Origin of the sequence: Secundilactobacillus paracollinoides DSM 15502 = JCM 11969 (assembly GCF_001311135.1) — a bacterium.
GTDB lineage: Bacteria > Bacillota > Bacilli > Lactobacillales > Lactobacillaceae > Secundilactobacillus > Secundilactobacillus paracollinoides.
Genome location: NZ_BBAG01000008.1, coordinates 26,784 through 45,366 on the forward strand (window position 1 = coordinate 26,784; position 18,583 = coordinate 45,366).

Annotated in this window: 19 protein-coding genes and 1 pseudogene; 5 read left to right on the forward strand and 15 right to left on the reverse strand. The window is 48.4% G+C overall.

The genetic code is table 11. The features are described from left to right. Positions 1–45: 45 nt before the first annotated feature. Positions 46–429, reverse strand: a complete 384-nt coding sequence (locus tag JCM11969_RS04770; protein WP_054708869.1) for an acylphosphatase — start codon at positions 427–429, stop codon at positions 46–48. 701 nt (positions 430–1,130) lie between these two features. Here JCM11969_RS04770 and nhaC point away from each other — a divergent pair. The 3 genes from nhaC (at position 1,131) to JCM11969_RS04785 (ending at position 3,599) form a co-directional block, all read left to right on the forward strand. After that, the gene (nhaC, locus tag JCM11969_RS04775; protein ID WP_054708870.1) at positions 1,131–2,531 is read left to right on the forward strand and encodes a Na+/H+ antiporter NhaC; all 1,401 of its coding nucleotides are present in this window, start codon (positions 1,131–1,133) and stop codon (positions 2,529–2,531) included. A gap of 140 nt (positions 2,532–2,671) precedes the next feature. Continuing rightward, positions 2,672–3,235: a cadmium resistance transporter gene (locus JCM11969_RS04780; RefSeq protein WP_054708871.1), complete on the forward strand. Its 564-nt coding sequence runs from the start codon at positions 2,672–2,674 to the stop codon at positions 3,233–3,235. A 19-nt stretch (positions 3,236–3,254) separates the two neighbouring features. Next, positions 3,255–3,599: an ArsR/SmtB family transcription factor gene (locus JCM11969_RS04785; RefSeq protein ID WP_054708872.1), complete on the forward strand. Its 345-nt coding sequence runs from the start codon at positions 3,255–3,257 to the stop codon at positions 3,597–3,599. Between the two features lie 48 nt (positions 3,600–3,647). Here JCM11969_RS04785 and JCM11969_RS04790 read toward each other — a convergent pair whose 3' ends face one another. The 7 genes and pseudogenes from JCM11969_RS04790 to JCM11969_RS04820 all read right to left on the reverse strand — a co-directional run. After that, complete coding sequence (locus JCM11969_RS04790) at positions 3,648–4,379, reverse strand: SDR family NAD(P)-dependent oxidoreductase (protein ID WP_054708875.1); 732 nt, start codon at positions 4,377–4,379, stop codon at positions 3,648–3,650. Between the two features lie 155 nt (positions 4,380–4,534). Continuing rightward, complete coding sequence (locus JCM11969_RS04795) at positions 4,535–5,296, reverse strand: CPBP family intramembrane glutamic endopeptidase (protein ID WP_054708878.1); 762 nt, start codon at positions 5,294–5,296, stop codon at positions 4,535–4,537. Positions 5,297–5,523: 227 nt separating this feature from the next. Beyond that, positions 5,524–6,291 carry a hypothetical protein gene (locus tag JCM11969_RS04800; protein ID WP_054708881.1) on the reverse strand — a complete coding sequence of 256 codons (768 nt, stop codon included), beginning with the start codon at positions 6,289–6,291 and terminating at the stop codon, positions 5,524–5,526. Continuing rightward, positions 6,284–6,994, reverse strand: a complete 711-nt coding sequence (locus JCM11969_RS04805; RefSeq protein WP_054708885.1) for an ATP-binding cassette domain-containing protein — start codon at positions 6,992–6,994, stop codon at positions 6,284–6,286. The genes JCM11969_RS04800 and JCM11969_RS04805 overlap by 8 nt, the downstream gene beginning before the upstream one ends. Beyond that, positions 6,991–7,368 carry a GntR family transcriptional regulator gene (locus JCM11969_RS04810; RefSeq protein ID WP_054708887.1) on the reverse strand — a complete coding sequence of 126 codons (378 nt, stop codon included), beginning with the start codon at positions 7,366–7,368 and terminating at the stop codon, positions 6,991–6,993. Before JCM11969_RS04810 ends, JCM11969_RS04805 begins: the two co-directional genes overlap by 4 nt. Positions 7,369–7,824: 456 nt before the next feature. After that, on the reverse strand, positions 7,825–9,657 hold the full coding sequence (locus JCM11969_RS04815) for a diguanylate cyclase (RefSeq protein WP_054708890.1): 1,833 nt from the start codon (positions 9,655–9,657) through the stop codon (positions 7,825–7,827). Positions 9,658–10,032: 375 nt separating this feature from the next. Next, positions 10,033–10,386, reverse strand: a pseudogene (locus tag JCM11969_RS04820) (SDR family NAD(P)-dependent oxidoreductase); the annotation flags it as partial. Positions 10,387–10,497: 111 nt separating this feature from the next. Between JCM11969_RS04820 and JCM11969_RS04825 the strand changes: the two are divergent. Next, a complete protein-coding gene (locus tag JCM11969_RS04825) occupies positions 10,498–11,826 on the forward strand; it encodes an LPXTG cell wall anchor domain-containing protein (RefSeq protein WP_054708892.1) in 1,329 nt (442 codons plus the stop codon). Positions 11,827–11,926: 100 nt separating this feature from the next. Here JCM11969_RS04825 and JCM11969_RS04830 read toward each other — a convergent pair whose 3' ends face one another. From JCM11969_RS04830 to JCM11969_RS04855, 7 genes are all read right to left on the reverse strand, one after another. Then, a complete protein-coding gene (locus tag JCM11969_RS04830) occupies positions 11,927–12,169 on the reverse strand; it encodes an EAL domain-containing protein (RefSeq protein ID WP_054708894.1) in 243 nt (80 codons plus the stop codon). Further along, positions 12,150–12,629: an EAL domain-containing protein gene (locus tag JCM11969_RS04835; protein ID WP_054708896.1), complete on the reverse strand. Its 480-nt coding sequence runs from the start codon at positions 12,627–12,629 to the stop codon at positions 12,150–12,152. Before JCM11969_RS04835 ends, JCM11969_RS04830 begins: the two co-directional genes overlap by 20 nt. A 145-nt stretch (positions 12,630–12,774) precedes the next feature. Further along, positions 12,775–13,905: an LCP family protein gene (locus JCM11969_RS04840; protein WP_054708898.1), complete on the reverse strand. Its 1,131-nt coding sequence runs from the start codon at positions 13,903–13,905 to the stop codon at positions 12,775–12,777. Between the two features lie 413 nt (positions 13,906–14,318). Then, the gene (locus JCM11969_RS04845) at positions 14,319–15,107 is read right to left on the reverse strand and encodes a sensor histidine kinase (RefSeq protein WP_054708900.1); all 789 of its coding nucleotides are present in this window, start codon (positions 15,105–15,107) and stop codon (positions 14,319–14,321) included. Next, on the reverse strand, positions 15,104–15,256 hold the full coding sequence (locus tag JCM11969_RS17575; protein ID WP_156319255.1) for a hypothetical protein: 153 nt from the start codon (positions 15,254–15,256) through the stop codon (positions 15,104–15,106). The genes JCM11969_RS04845 and JCM11969_RS17575 overlap by 4 nt, the downstream gene beginning before the upstream one ends. Positions 15,257–15,296: 40 nt before the next feature. Next, entirely contained in the window at positions 15,297–15,674 is a 378-nt protein-coding gene (locus JCM11969_RS04850) for a hypothetical protein (protein ID WP_054708903.1), read from the reverse strand. Continuing rightward, entirely contained in the window at positions 15,664–16,341 is a 678-nt protein-coding gene (locus tag JCM11969_RS04855) for a response regulator transcription factor (protein WP_054708906.1), read from the reverse strand. The genes JCM11969_RS04850 and JCM11969_RS04855 overlap by 11 nt, the downstream gene beginning before the upstream one ends. Positions 16,342–16,568: 227 nt before the next feature. On the opposite strand from JCM11969_RS04855, the gene JCM11969_RS04860 reads away from it, so the two are divergent. Beyond that, entirely contained in the window at positions 16,569–18,371 is a 1,803-nt protein-coding gene (locus tag JCM11969_RS04860) for a heavy metal translocating P-type ATPase (protein ID WP_054708909.1), read from the forward strand. Positions 18,372–18,583: the final 212 nt, after the last annotated feature.

The window sequence follows — 18,583 nt, forward strand, 5'->3', positions numbered from 1 at the left end:
CAAGTTTGATGACGCTGTTTTTTAATTTGCTAAGCATTTATGTTGCTATTTAATAATGAATTGATGCTCATTCAACGCAATGTCAGCCTGTCGCTCCTCAATTTGCGCGACCTGAATGCGTTTGACTCCCGTCGACAAATAGTGCTTGATAAACGCCAACTGAGTCGGAGTACCCTGCACTTCCGCCACCACATCCAAATTGTCATTGTTCATGACCCAGCCCGTTAAATGCATCCGGTCAGCGATGGTTTTCAACAACAACCGAAAACCAACCTTTTGCACCTTTCCATGAAACACATAATGGACGCGCGTAATTGGTTCCGTCGTCGTTTCTGGCAGGGTCACCCCATTTGCTTGGGTGATCACGTACCAGTCGCGTAATTTTCTTAATTTGTGTAATAGTGCCACCACGGTACGATTTGTTGTCATGTCATTGTCACTCCTATGGTTCCGTTTAATCGTATCTCACCTATCCTGAACGCTTAACCCTAGCATATTTTCCGTCAAAATAGTCCGCCTATTTAAAGGATTTAAACAAGTTTTAGATTATCATCATCATACACTGCCAATCAACAATCGTCAGTTGGCCTTGCATTTTCTAATAATCAGCGATATACTCTCATTAATATTTAATGTCGGATAACACAAGTAGGACGTTACCTGGGTGTCAGGAAGTTGGCGGGTGCTGCGAGCCAATCAGGGTAACTGTTTCGAAATACCGTTCCTTTGCCGGCGCTGGTTGCACTGAGACCATTATCCTTCAGAGAGAGGTGTCTTTTTTGAGGCACAATCTGGGTGGTACCGCGGTATAAGTCTAATCGTCCCTGTTGCATTTGTGCAATGGGGACGATTTTTTGTATTTAAGGAGGATTTAAAGATCGCAAAAGCAGTCAGTGACAGTTTCCAGAAAAATTTGCCTTCAACTTCTCATCAAGCTATCAAGAGCAATACATCAAGAGTTACATCGCTGAGTTGTAGCTTCTGATTTACACAATGCACAATATCAGACTGAAACAGTATAACTAAAAGTCGACAATTTCCCGCATCGTAACGAAGCGTCATTCAAGAGCACGGTTAGAAAATCCATACAACTATCAAATGTACATAATAAATTATTGAGGGTGAATAAAATGATGAAGGTAAAACTAAGTTTAAGGGAAGCAATTATCGTGCTAGTCATTGATCTGGCAATCATGGGCAGCGGCGTTATTGGCCTTGGGCTATCGCCGCAGGTACCAGTGCTGCTGGCCATCACGGTCACGATTTTCTGGGCTAAATTCAAGGGGCTGGACTGGGATCAAATCAACGCCGGAATCAAGGACGGCATCGATAAGGGAATTATCCCCATCGTGATCTTCATTCTAATTGGGGCCATGATCAGCACCTGGATTGCAGCCGGCACCATCCCAACGTTGATGGTCATTGGGTTTAAAGCCATCAGCGCGCAATGGTTCTTGCCCACTGTCTTTCTCGTTTGTGCCTTAGTTGGAGCCGCTGTTGGGAGCTGTTTCACCGTCGTTTCAACTGTTGGTATCGCCTTCTTTGGCATCGGCATTACCATGGGCTTCAACCCGGCGTTGGTTGCGGGTGCCATCGTTTCCGGCGGTGTCTTTGGCGACAAACTCTCCCCGTTATCTGAAACAAACAACCTAGCCGCGGCCGTGGTGGACACCGACCTGTTTGACCACATGAAAACGATTCTGTGGTCGACCCTGCCAGCAGCCGCAATTTCAACAGTCGCTTTCGCGGTCCTGAGCTTAGGTCACAGCCACGCCAACATGGGCAAGATCAACACTACGGTAGCCGCCCTCTCTGGTGATTTTCATATCTCGATTATCTCTCTGATTCCGATCGTCCTCGTTTTCGTCTGTGCCGGCTTTAAAATGGCAGCCATTCCAACCATGCTGTTAAACGTCTTCGTCTCAGCTGGCATGATGTTCATCAACCAGCCGAGTCTCTCAATTACGAAAGCAACGGACATCATCACTAACGGCTACGTTGCCAAGACCGCTAACTCAGAAGTAAACTTACTCCTGTCCCGTGGCGGTATCGTCAGCATGATGCCAACGGTCGCTTTAATCGTTTTGACTTTGTCACTTGGTGGCTTACTGGTGAACTTTGGGTTGATTGGCGCCATCATGACGCCGCTGGCAACCAAGCTCAACAGCCACGCGAAACTGGTTACCGCAGCCATTGCGTCCTGCATCGGCGTCAACATCTTCGTCGGTGAACAATTCCTCTCCATCATTTTGCCAGGGCGGTCATTCAAGGACGCCTTCAATAATGGCGGTCTGCAGAGTTCCGCGCTTGGCCGGGTGCTTGAAGACGGCGGGACCGTGCTCAACTACCTCGTTCCCTGGGGCGTTGGCGGGGTCTTCATCGCGAATACGTTGGGTGTGCCGACGATTCAGTACCTGCCCTTCGTCTTCTTCAGCCTGCTATGCCCAGTCATGTCGCTGATCAGCGGCTTTACCGGCATCGGTCTGCGTACCAGCGCACCGAAACCAGCTGCTAAGACAGCCGAAGCTTAATTTAAACGATATCAAGTCACCGTGGCAACTGTTGCGGTGGCTTTTTTGTGGCAAAATAAGTTTTGCTGACCTTCATTTTTGTTGACATATATCATATGTAACATATAATATATGTATCAAAGCAAAAGAAGGCTGCGACAATGAATTATTGGCTCCTATTACTGACGTTTATTAGCGTCAACTTAGATTTTTTCTTCATGTTGATCTTTTTATTAAAGAAATATGCACTGCCGAAAGTCATGTTGGGCTACCTCTTAGGGAATCTTATCCTGCTGACCCTCAGCTTCTTTGTTGGCAAGGCGTTGGCCGTCTTTCTCCCTGAATGGGTGCTGGGTATTCTGGGCATCCTCCCCATCTACATGGCATTTCATGATGACGACGATGACAATGGTGATAAATCCAGCAAGTCCCCCATTTGGGCGGTGTGCGGGACCTACCTGTCCGTTTGCGCCGGCTGCAATCTTTCCATTTTCCTGCCAGTCCTTGTGGGCGAAACTATGGTACACTTTTTAATGACGTTAGTGTTTATCGGCAGCTTGACCCTGATCGTGGTCGTCTTGATCAAAATGGTCGCTGATATTCCTGCTGTCGCCAATGTCATGGCGGCACACGGCGAAAAACTGATGAAGATCTGTTACGTCGTCATTGGCCTGTATGTCTTTTGGGACAGCGGCCTGATCAGTCACCTGCTAACGTTAATTTAACGAGTCGAGGTAACGCACTATGGACGTGAATGACGCGCTCATTGATGAAGCGGTTAAAATTTATAAAGTGTTAAGCAATAAAAATCGCATCAAGATCCTCTATTTTTTAGAAAATCACGAAGCGGACGTGTCCAGCATCGTTGACCATTTAGGCATTGATCAGCCAGTTGTTTCCCACCAGCTTGCCATTCTTTACCAGTATCAGCTGGTGACGAAAACCAAGCAGGGGAAGCACATGTTTTACTGTCTGGATGACCCGCATATTTTAGAAATGGTGGACGCGATGCTGGGACACGTTTCCCATGAGATCAAGGGTGAACCGCATCCTGGAACGCTGCATCAAAACCAATTAAGACAAAAATAAACTGCAACTAGGAGATGACACTCTCTCAGTTGCGGTTTATTTTGTCGCTTATCGTTGTTGCCGTTCAATCGAAGACAAGACCTGGCCATCAGACCCAAGAATCTCACCGTTGTGTGGTTGCTCATCCGTCAAAATATCAACGATGGCCTTGCTGCCTTCAGCGAGCGTCTTCATAAACGGCCCCTCCATGTGGTTGTTGATGTCCGTTGACACCCCACCTGGAAAAATGCCGTAGATTGAGACTGGTCGCTTCGTCTTCACAATATCGACAGCCAAGCTTTGAATCAGTGCGTTGAGCGTTGCCTTAGACACTGAATAGGCAGCCGGGTTATAGAAAACGGACGGTGTGCCTAATCCCGTGATATTCGCGATTTGGCCGTTATTCGTTTCAAGGATCGGCATGAAGGCCTGAATCATCCGCAACGACCCGTAAAAATTCACTTCTAGTGTGGCCGCGTAATCGGCAGCAGTGGTTGCTAGCGCCGGCTTCGTCATGTCGCCAGCGATGCCCGCATTGTTGACCAGTAAATCCAAATCAGGATGACTTTGACGAATCTCCGCCGCAGCAACTGTGACTGACGCGTCATCTGTCACATCCAACTGAACGCTGTCTAACTGCGACCCGTCGATGCCTGACGCAACCAAATCAGCCACGGTCTTTTCGCCAGCAGCTTGCTGCCGGGCGCCGATAATCACCTGGTTGCCTTGCTGTGCCAGTTGAGTGGCAACTTCTAGACCGATGCCGCGGTTGGCACCTGAAATCAAAACAGTTTGTGTCATTATTTAGCCTCACTTTAAACGCTTATTTTAAAATTATCGCGCAATCGTTAAATTGAACGTGGCGCATCATACTTAACGAGATGAACTCATTTTATCACTAATAATTTTAAATACAATTGTTTAACATAAAACTAATTAAAGTTAATTGACGAAATCTATTTCAATACCCGTTCTTCTGCCCATAGCCCCCAAAGTGCGACAACCAGAATCGGAATGAAAACAATCAGCAGGCTCGTCCAATCCATCACTGACGAACTGACCGATGTGATATTTGGCGTAAAATCAATCATACTGTGCAGAATAATTGGGATCAACAGGCCGTTTGCCGCAACTCGAATCGCGGCGAAAAACACCCCGATCACAGCGGCGTAGAAAACTTGTTGCACAGTGACTTCGACGCCCTGCCCCTCGCTAATGATGTTAAACAAGTGCAGACAGCCGAAGATCAGACTGCTCCAGATTGCCGAACTGATAAACGGGTGCCGCGAGTTTTGTGAGAATGCCAGCAATCCTGAAAATAGTAACCCACGGCAACTTAACTCTTCAAATACCCCCGCCATCACTGCGGTTAACGTCACCGCTAAAATAGTTGCTGGATGGTGAAAGACCTGCACAAAGTTCGGCAGGACATTGTCAATCAGCATGAGCAACACCATCACGATAGTCATTACGATCAATGGTAACCGCGTGTGACGACGAAAGCCGATGCGTTCGGTTGTTATATTCGTTGTTCTAATTGTCATGAGCATGATACCCAGTAAGACGATGGCAATGACCACGTGGATTATCATGAACACTTGGTCTGTTTCTTTTAGGCCAAGCTTGACCAATAGCGCGCCGCTGCATAGATATGTGATCATGACGCAGATAAAGATGATGCATTTTTTTAGGCCGTTCCCCTGGTTGATGAGTTGCATGTTGGCTTCCCCTGTGTTTGTTGTCGTTGTGAACTTTTTTAGTTTCTGACTTTCTATTCGACTTTAGCCGTAACGTGTTCAATACTCAGCCTTTCTATTAGCCTCGGGCCTTAACGTGCTCCACAAGGCACGGGGCTAACGTGTAACGGGCTCTGGCACAAATGCCAAGTTCGGGCATTTCTGCCAGAGTCCCTTACACACCGCCCCTAGACCGCCTTGCTTCGCACTCAGGCTGCCTTCGTACTCGTCTCCACCCAATGCTTCATCAAATAAACATTTACAACAGAAAGAATGACCGCACTCACTAAGAAATATCCTGCTGCAATCAGTGTTGCGCTTCCCAGTTGCGCCGTTGGGGTACCTCCCAACATGTTGAGGTTCACCATGTTGCCTAAAGCTGAACTCAGTAGTTTTTGCATCCAGCTGACGATATTAACGACCACAAAGAACACAATGATAGCTAGGATAACCCGGATCAGTCTTTGCCGGAATGCCGGTAAGAACGCTGCTACCGAGGTAGTTACAAGATGAATCGTGCTGATGAAAATCCAGCCAAACAGCAACAGTGCAGCCATCAGGATCATGACGCCAAACGTGTCGTAGTAGACGACTGAACTTTGACCAAATGGATCACCAAAATTCGTGAGGCTGCAGATGAAGATAATAACCACTTGAATCACGACAAAATAAACATAGCTTAGCAGCGTTGTTAATACGTTTGCTGTATATAATTTCGTATCAGATACCGGAATCAACCGGTAATTATTTGCCGTCCACACGTGTTCTTGGTCTCGGGCCAGCAAAATGAAGAGCACAAAACCTACAAGTCCAAAGACCATAGCCGACAAATCGCCGATAACGCTAAAACTGTTGCCACGGAACACTTCCAATAGCGTCCAAACGATCAGACCAATCAATCCGATACCGGTCAGTTGATAAACCGTCCGATTCTTTTCTTGCCACATCGTTACTAATAGTTTGCCAAAACTAGTCATTATCGCTCTCCCCTTCCGCGTAAAACCCTTCATAGTAATCTTCAATGCTCTGACCATTTTCCCGAATTTCATCGGCCTTTTTCTGATCAACAACGGTCTGGTCCTTGACCACAGCGACGGCATCTAAAATGTTCGCAATGTCAGCAACGTGGTGGTCACTAATGAGAATCGTTGCAGTCTCTGGCTTCCACTGAATAATACTGGCAACGATCTTCTTACGGCTCATACTATCGATGCCGTTAAAGGGTTCATCCAGCAGGTACAACTTGGCCTGACGTGATAGCGCAATGGCCACCACGAACTTTTGGTGGTTCCCTTTTGAGAGTTGATTGAACCGTTGATTTTCATCTAAACTCAAATCTGCCGCTAAGTTTTTGAAGGTATCCATATCAAAGTCAGGATACACATGGTTATAAAATTGTGCGATCTGGCCTAATTTTCGACTATCATTGACGCCACTCACCTGTTCACTGAAACTGACGATTGCCTTCCGCTCAGCCGGTTTAGTCTGATCACCGATGGCAATCGTGCCATGGTAACTGGTTGCAGCGCCTGCGATCAGTCGCATTAAGGTCGTTTTCCCAGCCCCGTTTGCCCCGAGTAACCCGACAATTTGATTGCCATCGAGGGTCAGATTCAACCCTGTTAGAATCGTTTTTAAATTTCGTTTATAGGTTAAATTTTCAACCGTTAATACTGTCATGCTTGTGCCTGCTCCTTTCGTTTTGAAATATAATCGGTAAGATAAGTCACCATCTCATCTGGCGTGATCTGCAGGTCCGCCAACCGGTCATACATCAGTGCCAACTGCTCCTCCACAACACGATGCTTCATATCAGTCAACGTGCTCACATCCGTCGTCACGAAGTTGCCGCGACCACGCTTGGATTCTAAAATGCCTTCATTGATGAGTTCACCCAGCGCTCGCTGAATCGTATTCACGTTAACTGTTAAGGTTAACGCCAATTGCCGAACAGCTGGCAGCTTATCCCCCGGTGCCAGGTGGTTCACAATGATTTCTTGATAAATATATTGCTTAATCTGGTAATAAATTGGGATCTTATCGTCGAATTCCAAGGTGTGTGTCCTCCTTTACTAGTGTATTAGCTTTCTAGTACACTATAACTGAGTGATACTCGTTTGACAAGGATTTATTTTGATTATTTTTTGGGATAGTAAAAGAACGCTGCAGTTGTAGGGCTGCGGCGTTCTTTTTTGATCTTATTTTTTGACTTTGGTCTTAGAGTCTGTCAATAAACTGTGGACAAGTGTTACGGGTGATGACCAAAAGTCAGGCTCGGGCTTTTCAGAGCTCTTTCTATTAGCCTCGAGCCGTAACGTGCGCCACAAGGCAAGGGGCGGCCATGTAATGGACTCTGCCCCTTAACCGCCTTGTTCTGCACTCAGCTTTCTATTAGCCTCGAGACTAAACGTGTTCAGCAAGGCACGGGGCTAACGTGTAACGGACTCTGACCCAAAAGTCAGGCCTGGACTTTTGGGTCAGAGTCCGTTACACACCGCCCCTAAACCGCCTTACTTCACACTCTCTTCTTCTGGCAACGACGGCTTCGCAAAATAGTAGCCTTGCTGTCTGAAGATGCCATAGTGGTCGACAGAATACTGAGATTCGTCATTTGTTTCGACACCTTCTAGGACGAATTCTAGGTTGTTTTGGTTGGCAATATTTTTCCAAAAACCAATTCTTTCCAACAGTTGGTCAGGAGCATTGGTCTTTCTGAGGTTTTGAATAGCAAATTTGATGCCATCGATATACTTAAACATATCCAACACCAGTTCATAACTGTTATCGGACCCAACATCGTCCAAGTATAGTTTGATGCCGCCGGCGGCATAAATGTGACTGATATTTTCGACGATCTCACTCGTCGGCGCATCCATAATTTCGACCACGAATTCATCGATTCGCGGTTCATGTTTTTTAAAATGAACGAGTGCTTTCGCAATTTCTGGGTCGGAGAATTGCTTCGCTGTCAGGTTGATATTAACGCCTCGACAGTCGTTATGATTGAGCACCTGCTTGATCAGACTGATCTGCGTGGTGACCGGAATTTCAAAGCTTTCCGGTAGGCGCCAACGATTACGATCAAACTCACGCAACAGCATTTCGTTTAACAATAATGGGTGGTCTGACTGACTTGCATTGACGATGGGCTGCACAAAGTAACGGTACGTTGGGTACCAGTTAGTGGCCCGGCGCGCGTGCTGATCCACACCTTCAACAGTGATGGCATCGCGGCCAACGCGTTTGCTTTGATTCAAACTCTTCGTTGCGCGTTTATAAGTATCTTCAACCGATTCATCCACTGTTTGAACTGCCGTCACCCCAACGGAAATCGTCAGGTCAGCTTCATGCTCTTGGTAGTAAAATTCGTGTGTCCGCACGGTATCCCAGCAGTCCAACAGAATCGGCGCAGTATCCACCGGCGTGGCGTTGGTGAAGATGGCATTGAACTCTTCACCGCCAGACCGGAACAAATGGTAAGCCGTACTATATTGTTGAAGAACTTGTTGCAACAGTGCTTCAAAATCTGCCAAAATGGCATTGGCACCCCGGCGACCAAACCGATCGTTGATGTCTGTAAACCGGTCAATGTCAATGATAGCGATGGTCATTGAGGTCTTGCTGCCACGGTTGGCATCAAATAGACTGTTGACATCACGTTCATATGAAGCATAGAGCGTCGTTGGCGTGATATCCTGATCACCCTTATTTTTCGGGCTCACCATATCCTGGCTCTTTTGGATGATCCAATACCCGCAAGTAATGGCCGTCATAACCATGTACAACCCAATACTGAACCAGAGATTAATATCAGTGATCGGTATACCAGGATACGTCAGCCAAAAGCCCAGCGCAACGTAGAGTCCCGCTGCCATGCACGTCCAAAATCGGTATCGCACAGCCATTTTATGCGTCCGGATCAAGTAAAACAGGCCTAGTAAGCCAAGACTGACTAGGATATTTTGCACGGAGAACAGATTCTGGATATGCCCCACTTCCCAGACGATAAACAGCACCGCACACCGTGCCAGATAGCCAGGCGTTTTCAGTTGTGTATCTAAAATCGGGAACGCAATGAGAAACACGCCAATGCTTGTGTACATGTGTGTGTTGGCGCTCGAAAATAAGCCTGCCAAACACAGCACGCCCCCTAAGAGCCATACGACTAACGGTAATCCTAATCGAATGGCATTTTGTTGCTGCTCGGTCAGTCCGTTGTTCGTTTCTAACAGATGCCAGGTACGAGAATAACCAATCATAATACCCGAAACGAAAAATATGGCGAAGATTAAGAGGGTTAACTGGGTAAAGAAACTATCTGCAGTCAAACCGGTAATCATCATGAATCCCCTCCTTAAGGACCCGGCATAACGGTCGAAGTTCTGAGGAGTACTTACAGAGAATTTCTGGCCACCGTTATACAACATAAATCACGAAATGTGTATTTATAATTAATTTACCATAAATCCAGTAAATTTTGAACAGATTATGCCAATTTAATAGAATTGAAATCGTTTTCTGTTGGATAACATTCGTCTTATTGTTCATTTTAAATATAATCGTCCAATAATCAAGATGAGATGGCGCTAAAATTTATAAAATTTTCTGATTGAATTTTCCCACATCTCCCCGAGTCTGTCGTCATCGTCGCTTGATCCACAACAAAAACGTTAAGCCCGAATTGGTCATCCAGTGCTTAACGTTTCTTAAACAGCTATTTAACCGGCCACCCTACCAAGCAGTGGGCCGTCATTTTCTGTAAAACTACTATTTTGCGTAAACTCAGGGTCGCTCGCAGCCTTGATGATCTGAGCAGCCCCTTCGGCAACCGACTGCATCCCAGCTGGGGTTGGTGCATCACTGGGACGACCGCCAAATTCAGTAGCGATCCAGCCTGGGTTAACGGAATTGACGGTAATGTGCGTATCGATCAATTCCTTGCTAAAACTGATGGTGGCAAAGTTAACGGCCGCCTTTGACGCTTGATAGCCAAGGGAATTCACACCGTAAAACTGCGACTCAGGATCTGACGCCATCGTCAGCGAGCCCATGTTGCTGGACACGTTGATAACGCCCAGGTCGCTACAGACCGGACCGACGTTGCCAACGCCCAAACTGCCGTTGATTCAGCTACCGCTGACAAAACTGCGGCTGACGACGCTGTTGCCGCACAACAAGCAGTTGTGGATCAGGCACAAGCCACTGTCGACAGTGACCAAACGACCGTCACGAATTTGGATCCTGATGACTCAGTTGCTGACGAGGTGACTTATGCCAATCAGCAATTGGCCACGGATACAGCTAATAAAATCACGGCACAAAACAATGTCACAACCATGGAAGCACAGGTTGCTAACGGAACGACCACGGTTAATACTGCAGCAGCCAGTGTCGCCTCACAAACAGCGAATTTGACAGCTTTACTAGCTGATCCAACAACGCCTTCGGATCAAATCGCTAATGCCAAGGATCTTTTAACAACCACGCAAACCTATCTCACCGATGTGACAAACACCTTGAACCAAGTAAAGTCAGAGTTGGCTGCCGACGAAGATCTCTTAGCCACCCAAACGCAAAAAGTGGCTGATGATGAACAAACGTTAACCAACGCACAAAACGCCTTGACCAGTCTACAAGCAGCTCAAACGCAACTTGCCACTGATCAACAAACGTTAACGGACGCGCAAAACGCCCTCACACCGCTTCAGCAAACCGCAGCGGACAAGGCTGACGCGTTGACGACTGCTCAAACAGCGCTCGATACCGCCACCGACAAATTGGTTGCTGACGGCCAGACCGCATCAACGGCCCAGCAAGAATTGACAACACTGCAACAACAGTTAGCAACCTTAGGCCAACAGGCGCAAGCAATTACAGACGCCCAAGCCGCAGCTGATGCCGCTAATACTGCACTGACAAACGCCACTTCAGCCTACACAGCCGCACAAGCAGCCTACGATGAAGCCTTACAAAACTACCACATTGCAGTTAGTGTCGCTGCTGCAGCTGCGCAACAAGGCGGCGGCTCTGGTACAACTACGGGTGACAATGGCTCGTCTTCCACTGGTACATCAACTGGGGATAACGGGTCATCCACAACTGGCACGACTGGGACATCATCTGATGTTTCAACTGCTACGGCTGGTGATACTGCAACTGGAACGACAAGTACTGGCACCACTGGAACGACTTCAGGTGAAGGCACCAGTGATGTCACAACGAGTGGCGCAAACGACTTAGTTGCTGCAAGCACCAACAACGGTACTACGCAGGCAGGCACATCCGCTAATGCCCAAACTGGGGCTGATTTAACATCAACCTCAACGGCTGCGGACACAACCGCTACTGGTACACTTGGTCAAAACAATGCAGCCGCTGGACAATCAGCTAAGACGCTGCCACAAACGAACGAACATGAAACCAGTGAAGCATCCATTCTTGGTTTGGCCATGATCGTTTTAACTGGCTTCTTGGGCCTGCTCGGTCTTCGCAAAAAAGAAACAAATGACTAATCATAAAAACTGTTAATGGTCGCTAGAAATCCCCAACCATGACAAAAAGCTTCAGTTACAGCGTAAATGCGCAGTAACTGAAGCTTTTTTTCTGTGCCGGTTAGGCATTTTTCTCAATTCGACTGGTACGATTCAGTTCACCGCGATAAAACAACAGATGCGGTTTTCCATAATAATACCCCTGGCGTAACCCAATGTTGAGGTCATCCAACATCTGCTGGTCAGCCTGTGTTTCGACACCCTCAATGACAAATCGTAAGCCATTGTCAGCACTGATCTGCCGCCAATCATGCAGCGCTTTTGGAATTGCATCTGCGTTGTTATCATGACGGAAATTTTGCATGGCCAACTTCAATTCTGATACATACGGCAACAGTGCTGATAGCGCTAAACTGGTTTTCGCCAGTCCCGACGTCATCTAAACTCACTTGCACCCCGCCCTCGTGTAACGTTCTGATACGGTCCAAAACGCACGCCGCGTCCTTTGGTGATCCGCACACTTCTTCGGTCAATTCAACGACAAGTCGAACAGGAAAAGCCCGTTGCTGAAAGTGAATCAGGTGCTGAACAACTTCGGGGTCCTGAATCTGCGTCCGGTTTAAATTAAAGCCGAGGTAGTGTGATTTCAGTTTTAACGTGTCAACGCAACGTTGAAGCAGTGTCAATTGACACGCCAATGATATGGCTGAAAAGTCTTTTGGTAACTGCCAGCGACCATCGCGAGATTCGCGAATGAGGGTCTCATAACCCACGATTGACTGTTTGAACCGGTTGACCTGGGGTTGTACAAAGAAACGATACATGAAGCATTTCCAACTTTCTGTTTTGACCAATGCGCCCGACGATACACGTATATGCACTTACAAATTAATCCATTATAGCGTTTAACGTGCTGTTTTGAAAGGGAAAACTAGAAAGAACTCGGATGAACGCGCATGTCATCGGCTGTCAGTTACTGGTTGCCGCTTGTGAGTTGCTAGAAGTATTGGCATACAATACCTGACTGACCGCTTGCGGAATTGTAAATTTATCAGGATTTCCAGCTAATACCGGACCAGTCGTGGCGTGAGTCAAGGAAAGGTCACTACGCAGTTCATTTGTGACGCGTTGTTGCTCCAGTCGCGGCATCACTTGAAAGGAGATGCCCTCGTACCACAAGCTCGTTTCGTTTACAGAAATGGCCTTGACCTTCTTTTTAGGATTGTAGTACTCAGTAGCTAGGCTCAACATATCCTTGGTGGTCAGATTGGTGCGCAAATTCTTTGAGATCGAGCTCATGAAGGTCTTATTCAGTAACAGCGCCGGGTTCTTTGCCTGTTTGACGAGCTGTGCAATCACCAGCCGCTGACGCTCAGTACGTCCGTAATCACCACGCGGATCTTCGTAGCGCATCCGCGTAAAGGCTAACGCCGCCTTCCCATTCATTTTATGGTAGGTCTTAAAGTGAACGCCATCCTTCGCATACCTAAAGGTCGTCTTCCCCTTATAAAATTGGTAAAGATTCTTACCAGTCTCGTGGGACGTATCCGTACTGAAGGTAAACGACAATGGCGATTCCACTGTAATCCCACCGATCTGATCCACTAATTTTTCCAGGCCGCCCATGTTCACGAGCGCAAAGTAGTCCACCGGCACATTCAGATACTTCGAAATTGTTGACATGGTATCACTGACGTTAGTAAACGTGTATACCGAGTTGATCTTCTGCGGGAACGTCGACTCCAACCCGGGAATGGCGATCATCGTGTCCCGTGGAATCGACACGAGATGAATGCCCTTCGTTTTGCTAACGGTAATGAGCATCATGGTATCTGTGCGCCCTTTATCGGTCCGGTCTAAGGCCCCAGTATCAGTCCCCATCAACAGGATTGAGATCGGCTGACCCTTGCGGATGATGGCGTCAGCCGGCCGACCACCCTTCTCATGAATTTTCGTGTAAGAATCAGATAAACTGCTGCTGACGGAGCGGTAGATGGTATTCAACCCGTAAAAGATGCCCAAGAGACAGGCAATAACGACACCAAGTGCGATCCACCGGCCACGCTTGTGTTGGCGATGCCGATCCATTCGATTATTCATAACTTTCACCCTTACCCTTATAACTACGCAAAAACGCGCCGTTGTTTTAAAAATCACACAAATAAGTGTAATTTTTTTCGAACAACGGCGCTACGTATGGTTTATTAAGGGTTTCTGAAAATCTTTAAGAGTGTGGAGAAAGGCGTTTTGAGGGCAGTAGCTTCAGCCTTCGGAACACGTTTCCGCAATGTAAAATTTAAAAATCGTAATCAGTAACCACTTTAAAAATGAAGACCACAATCCAGAGCCTACCTTTTCGACACGTTATCTATTAGCCTCGAGACTAAACGTGTTTCGCAAGGCTGAGGCTACTGCGTAAGCCGACTCTGGCAAAAATCCAGGCCCGGGATTTTCTGCCAGAGTCAGCTTACGCTCCGCCCTCAAACCGCCTTGCTACACACTCTTAAACCGAATCACAAAACAACTCCCAGCTGCTGATTATCCTTCACATCAACGGTTGCGTCATTCAATTCAACCAACTGTCTGACGATTGCAAGCCCGATGCCATACCCCGCCACCTGTTTGGAGCGGGACTGGTCGGCGCGGTAAAACCGGTCAAAAATTTTTGCCTTATCCGCGTCACTAATACCAATGCCATGGTCGGCAACAGTAATGGCAACCGTGTTTTCGGATTCTCGCTTTGCGCTCACCGTAACCTGCGTTTCAACCGATGAATACTTACGCGCATTATCGATAAGCGCGGTCAAGATTTGCTGGACTTGCCCAGCATTAGCGTGAATCAGCAACTTTTCTGGTAGCTTCATCACCACCTGTTGTCCTTGCTGGTATTGCGCAACCACCGTTCGAATAATTGGCACAACGTCAACCGTGGTCAACTCAGCTTCAGCTTTTGTGGAGCGGGACAGCGCCAGTAAACTCGTCACCAATTCCTGCATCTGGTGGGCTTCATCATCAATATAACCCACGGATTCCTGAATAATTTCCGGGTGGTCGGCGGCGTGTTTTTCAAGCAGCTCTGTGTGCCCTAAAATGACAGCAATCGGGGTTCGCAATTCGTGGGAGGCGTCCGAAATGAATTGTTGGTTTTTCAAGATCGTATCGTTTAACGACCCGAGCAGCGTATTAAACACGTCGCCAAGTTCCTGAACTTCCTCCGGGTTCGTTGGTACAGTCAATGTTTCGTGGTACGACTGCTTGGGCTTTTGAATCAGGTCTTGCGTCGAGTCGGTCAATGCGGTCAAGGTTGGTTGAGGCGCTTCGATAATTGTGAAATGATCCAGACACCAATGACGAGACTTAAAATCAAAATAATGATCACAAGTTCAATAATAATGACAAACATCCGCACGACGCGATCAAGGCTCTGCCAAACGGTGTAGTGTACCGTCACTGGCTGGCCGTGGGCGGTCGCGCGGCGCGTTGCTGTCGCTTTAAAGTACAGCCCAGACCCTCGTTGGGCCGCTCCGAGTCAGTGCGTGCAACGGGTGGCTGGTGAGCGTCCTGGTACCCTTTGTGACGTGGTGAAACAGTGTGGTCCCGTTGCTGGTGGTTCGGACTGCCACAAACGTTGAGTTCGTATTGACATCGTAGTTTGACTCCCAAAACCGCCACTTGACGTCACCATTCGTCGTGGCGTTCTTTAACGTTTGAATGACATCAGTGCTGTAATCTCGTTTATCATCCAGCAAGCGGTACCCCACGACGGTGAGAATCGACAAACTCGTCAGCATCACGATCACGATAATCATAATGGCGTAGACCCGGGTGAAACGAGAAGCGCTGGTATAGGATTTTGCCTTAGTTGTCATTGCCTGCCGTCCTCATGGTGTACCCGATCCCGCGCACAGTCTGGATCACGTCGCTATCGTCGTCATCGATCTTCTCGCGCAGATGGCGAATGTACACGTCCAAAATATTAGTGCCGCCAGTGTAGTCGGTGCCCCAGACTTGGTCCAGCAGCTCATCGCGGCTGACGACCTGATTCACGTTTTTGATCAGCGTCAACAACAGCGTATACTCACGCTGACTTAGTTGGATAAACGTCCCATTTTTGACGGCTGAATGCGCCTTAGTGTCCAGCTGAATGTCGTTGACCTGATAAGTTGCGCGTTCGTGGCCGCGTCGCAGCACCACCCGAATCCGCGCCAGCAGCTCTTCCATTTTAAATGGTTTAGTAATGTAATCATCCGCGCCGTAGTCCAGGCCCGCCACTTTATCGCTCACGTAATCCCGGGCAGTCATCATAATGATCGGCACGTCATCGGTCTGCCGGATGCGCCGCAGCACGCCAAGGCCGTCCATTTTAGGCAACATCCAGTCCAGTAAGATCACATCGACCTGGGCGTTGTCTTCGTAGACCTGCAGCCCTTCCAGCCCATCGTAGGCCAGCAGCACGCTATAGTCTTCAAATTGTAATTCAGTTTTTAAGTAGGCGGCCATCCCTGGCTCGTCTTCGATCACTAGTACAGTCGGCATTGTTGTTCTCCTCTTTTACAGTATCGATGCTATTATACCCGATATTCCAGTCACCCGTCAGATACCGCGCCAAACGAAATGGTTTCTCAAGGTCTTGGCCAACTGTTATTCCGAAAACACATTTACGCATTACCTAAAGTTGGCATTGTTGAGCAGTTGTCTCGACCTGAATCGGGTTTCACGAGATAATTAAGACAGGAAACAATTGGTTTACTGGAGGTGGTTTCATGCAAAAACTCGCAAATTATAAACGGCTCTGGCTGGTGCTCATCGTGGCAGTGGTTGCCTTCGGTCTGGAATTTGGCGCGCACCAAAACGGGATTGCTCAGGTATTAGTTACAGTCCTTGGCTCGCTGATCGCACTCCTGATGTTCATCGACATGGTTAAAACGTTGCGGTCAGGCAAATTCGGCGTGGATCTGCTGGCCATAACTGCTGTGATCGCCACGCTAGCCATCGGCGAATACTGGGCCGCCCTTATCGTCCTCCTGATGCTCACCGGTGGCGACGCTCTGGAAGATTACGCCGCTAGTAAGGCGAACTCGGATTTGAAACAGCTCCTCGAAAACTCGCCGCAAACTGCCCATTTACTCGGTGAAACGACTCGGGAAATTCCCGTTGATGACGTGCAGATCGGCGACCATCTGCTGGTCAAACCAGGTGAGGTCGTCCCTGTTGACGGCACCTTGTTAAAGGGCACGGCGACCCTGGATGAATCGTCACTTACCGGCGAGTCTCGCCCAATCGATAAGCGTGCCGGCGAATCAGTGATGTCTGGTGCAGTCAACGGTGACGCCGCCTTTGAATTCGTGGCGGATCGGCAGGCCAAGGATAGCCAGTATCAAAGTATCATCCAACTCGTTAAACAAGCGGAGGCCCAGCCCGCCCACTTCGTTCGAATGGCGGACCGTTACGCCGTGCCATTTACCATTCTGGCCTACGTGATTGCTGGTACGGGATGGATCGTTTCAGGCGATCCGGTGCGATTTGCGCAGGTACTGGTGGTCGCCTCACCCTGCCCGCTGATTTTAGCCGCACCAATTGCGTTGGTGGCGGGGATGAGTCGCGCAAGTCAGAGCGGGATCATCGTCAAAACTGGGACCACGCTCGAAAAGCTGGCCAAAGTAAAAACGGTGGCGTTTGATAAAACGGGCACGATCACCAAGGGTAATTTGACCGTCACAGCCGTTCTGCCCGAACCGGAAACGACGGCTGCTGAGCTGTTAACATTGGCCGCAACCACCGAACAGCAGTCCAATCATATTTTGGCACGCGCCATCGTCGCGGCTGCTCCGGACACGTTACCAAGTGCCACTGCGTTGACTGAAGTCACTGGTGGCGGTGTTCAGGCCACCGTCAATGGTCGGCTGGTCAAGGCGGGTAAGGCCGACTTTGTGATGCCGGCTAATTCGATCACAAAATCAGCGGTGACCGCCGTTTACGTTTCAGCTGATGATCACTATTTGGGCCGAATTGAATTTGCGGATGAATTACGACCCGAGGCCAGACAAACGATGTCGGGATTGCATCAACTTGGCATTCGAAACTTAGTCATGATTTCCGGCGACCGCCAGCCAATTGCTGAAAAAATCGCCAAGGCTGTTGGCATCGATGAGGTGCATGCGGACTGCCTGCCGGAGGATAAGATCAAGGTCCTGGCCACACTGTCACCAGTGCAACGCCCCGTTGCCATGGTCGGTGACGGCGTGAACGATGCGCCGTCGCTGGTCACGGCGGACGTCGGGCTCGCGATGGGCGCTAGTGGTGCTACGGCGGCCAGCGAATCCGCGGATGCTGTGATCATGAAGGATGACCTCAGCCGGGTCGTTACCGCAACAACGATTGCCCGCTATACCATGAAGATTGCCCGTCAATCTGTTTTGATTGGCATCGCAATCTGTACGATTCTGATGCTGATTGCCAGCTTCGGTGTCATTCCAACCATTGTTGGGGCACTGCTACAGGAAGTCGTGGATACCGTGACGATTCTTTATGCGTTGCGGGCTAGAAGCCAGCGGGCCGTTGATTAAGCAGATAAAACGCACATTAACTCGGGAAACAATTCCGGTTGATGTGCGTTCTTTTGTGTTTTAGTTTACGTTGATTGCTTTCTTGGCTACCTGCCGAAACGCGATTCAGAGGGAGTCTTTCCAATGTTAGGTGATATTCCGTTTCATTCCGCAATTTGGCACGGCGCTGAAGTGGCTCGCGATGAAGCTAATTCGATTTCTGCTGCGCAGCT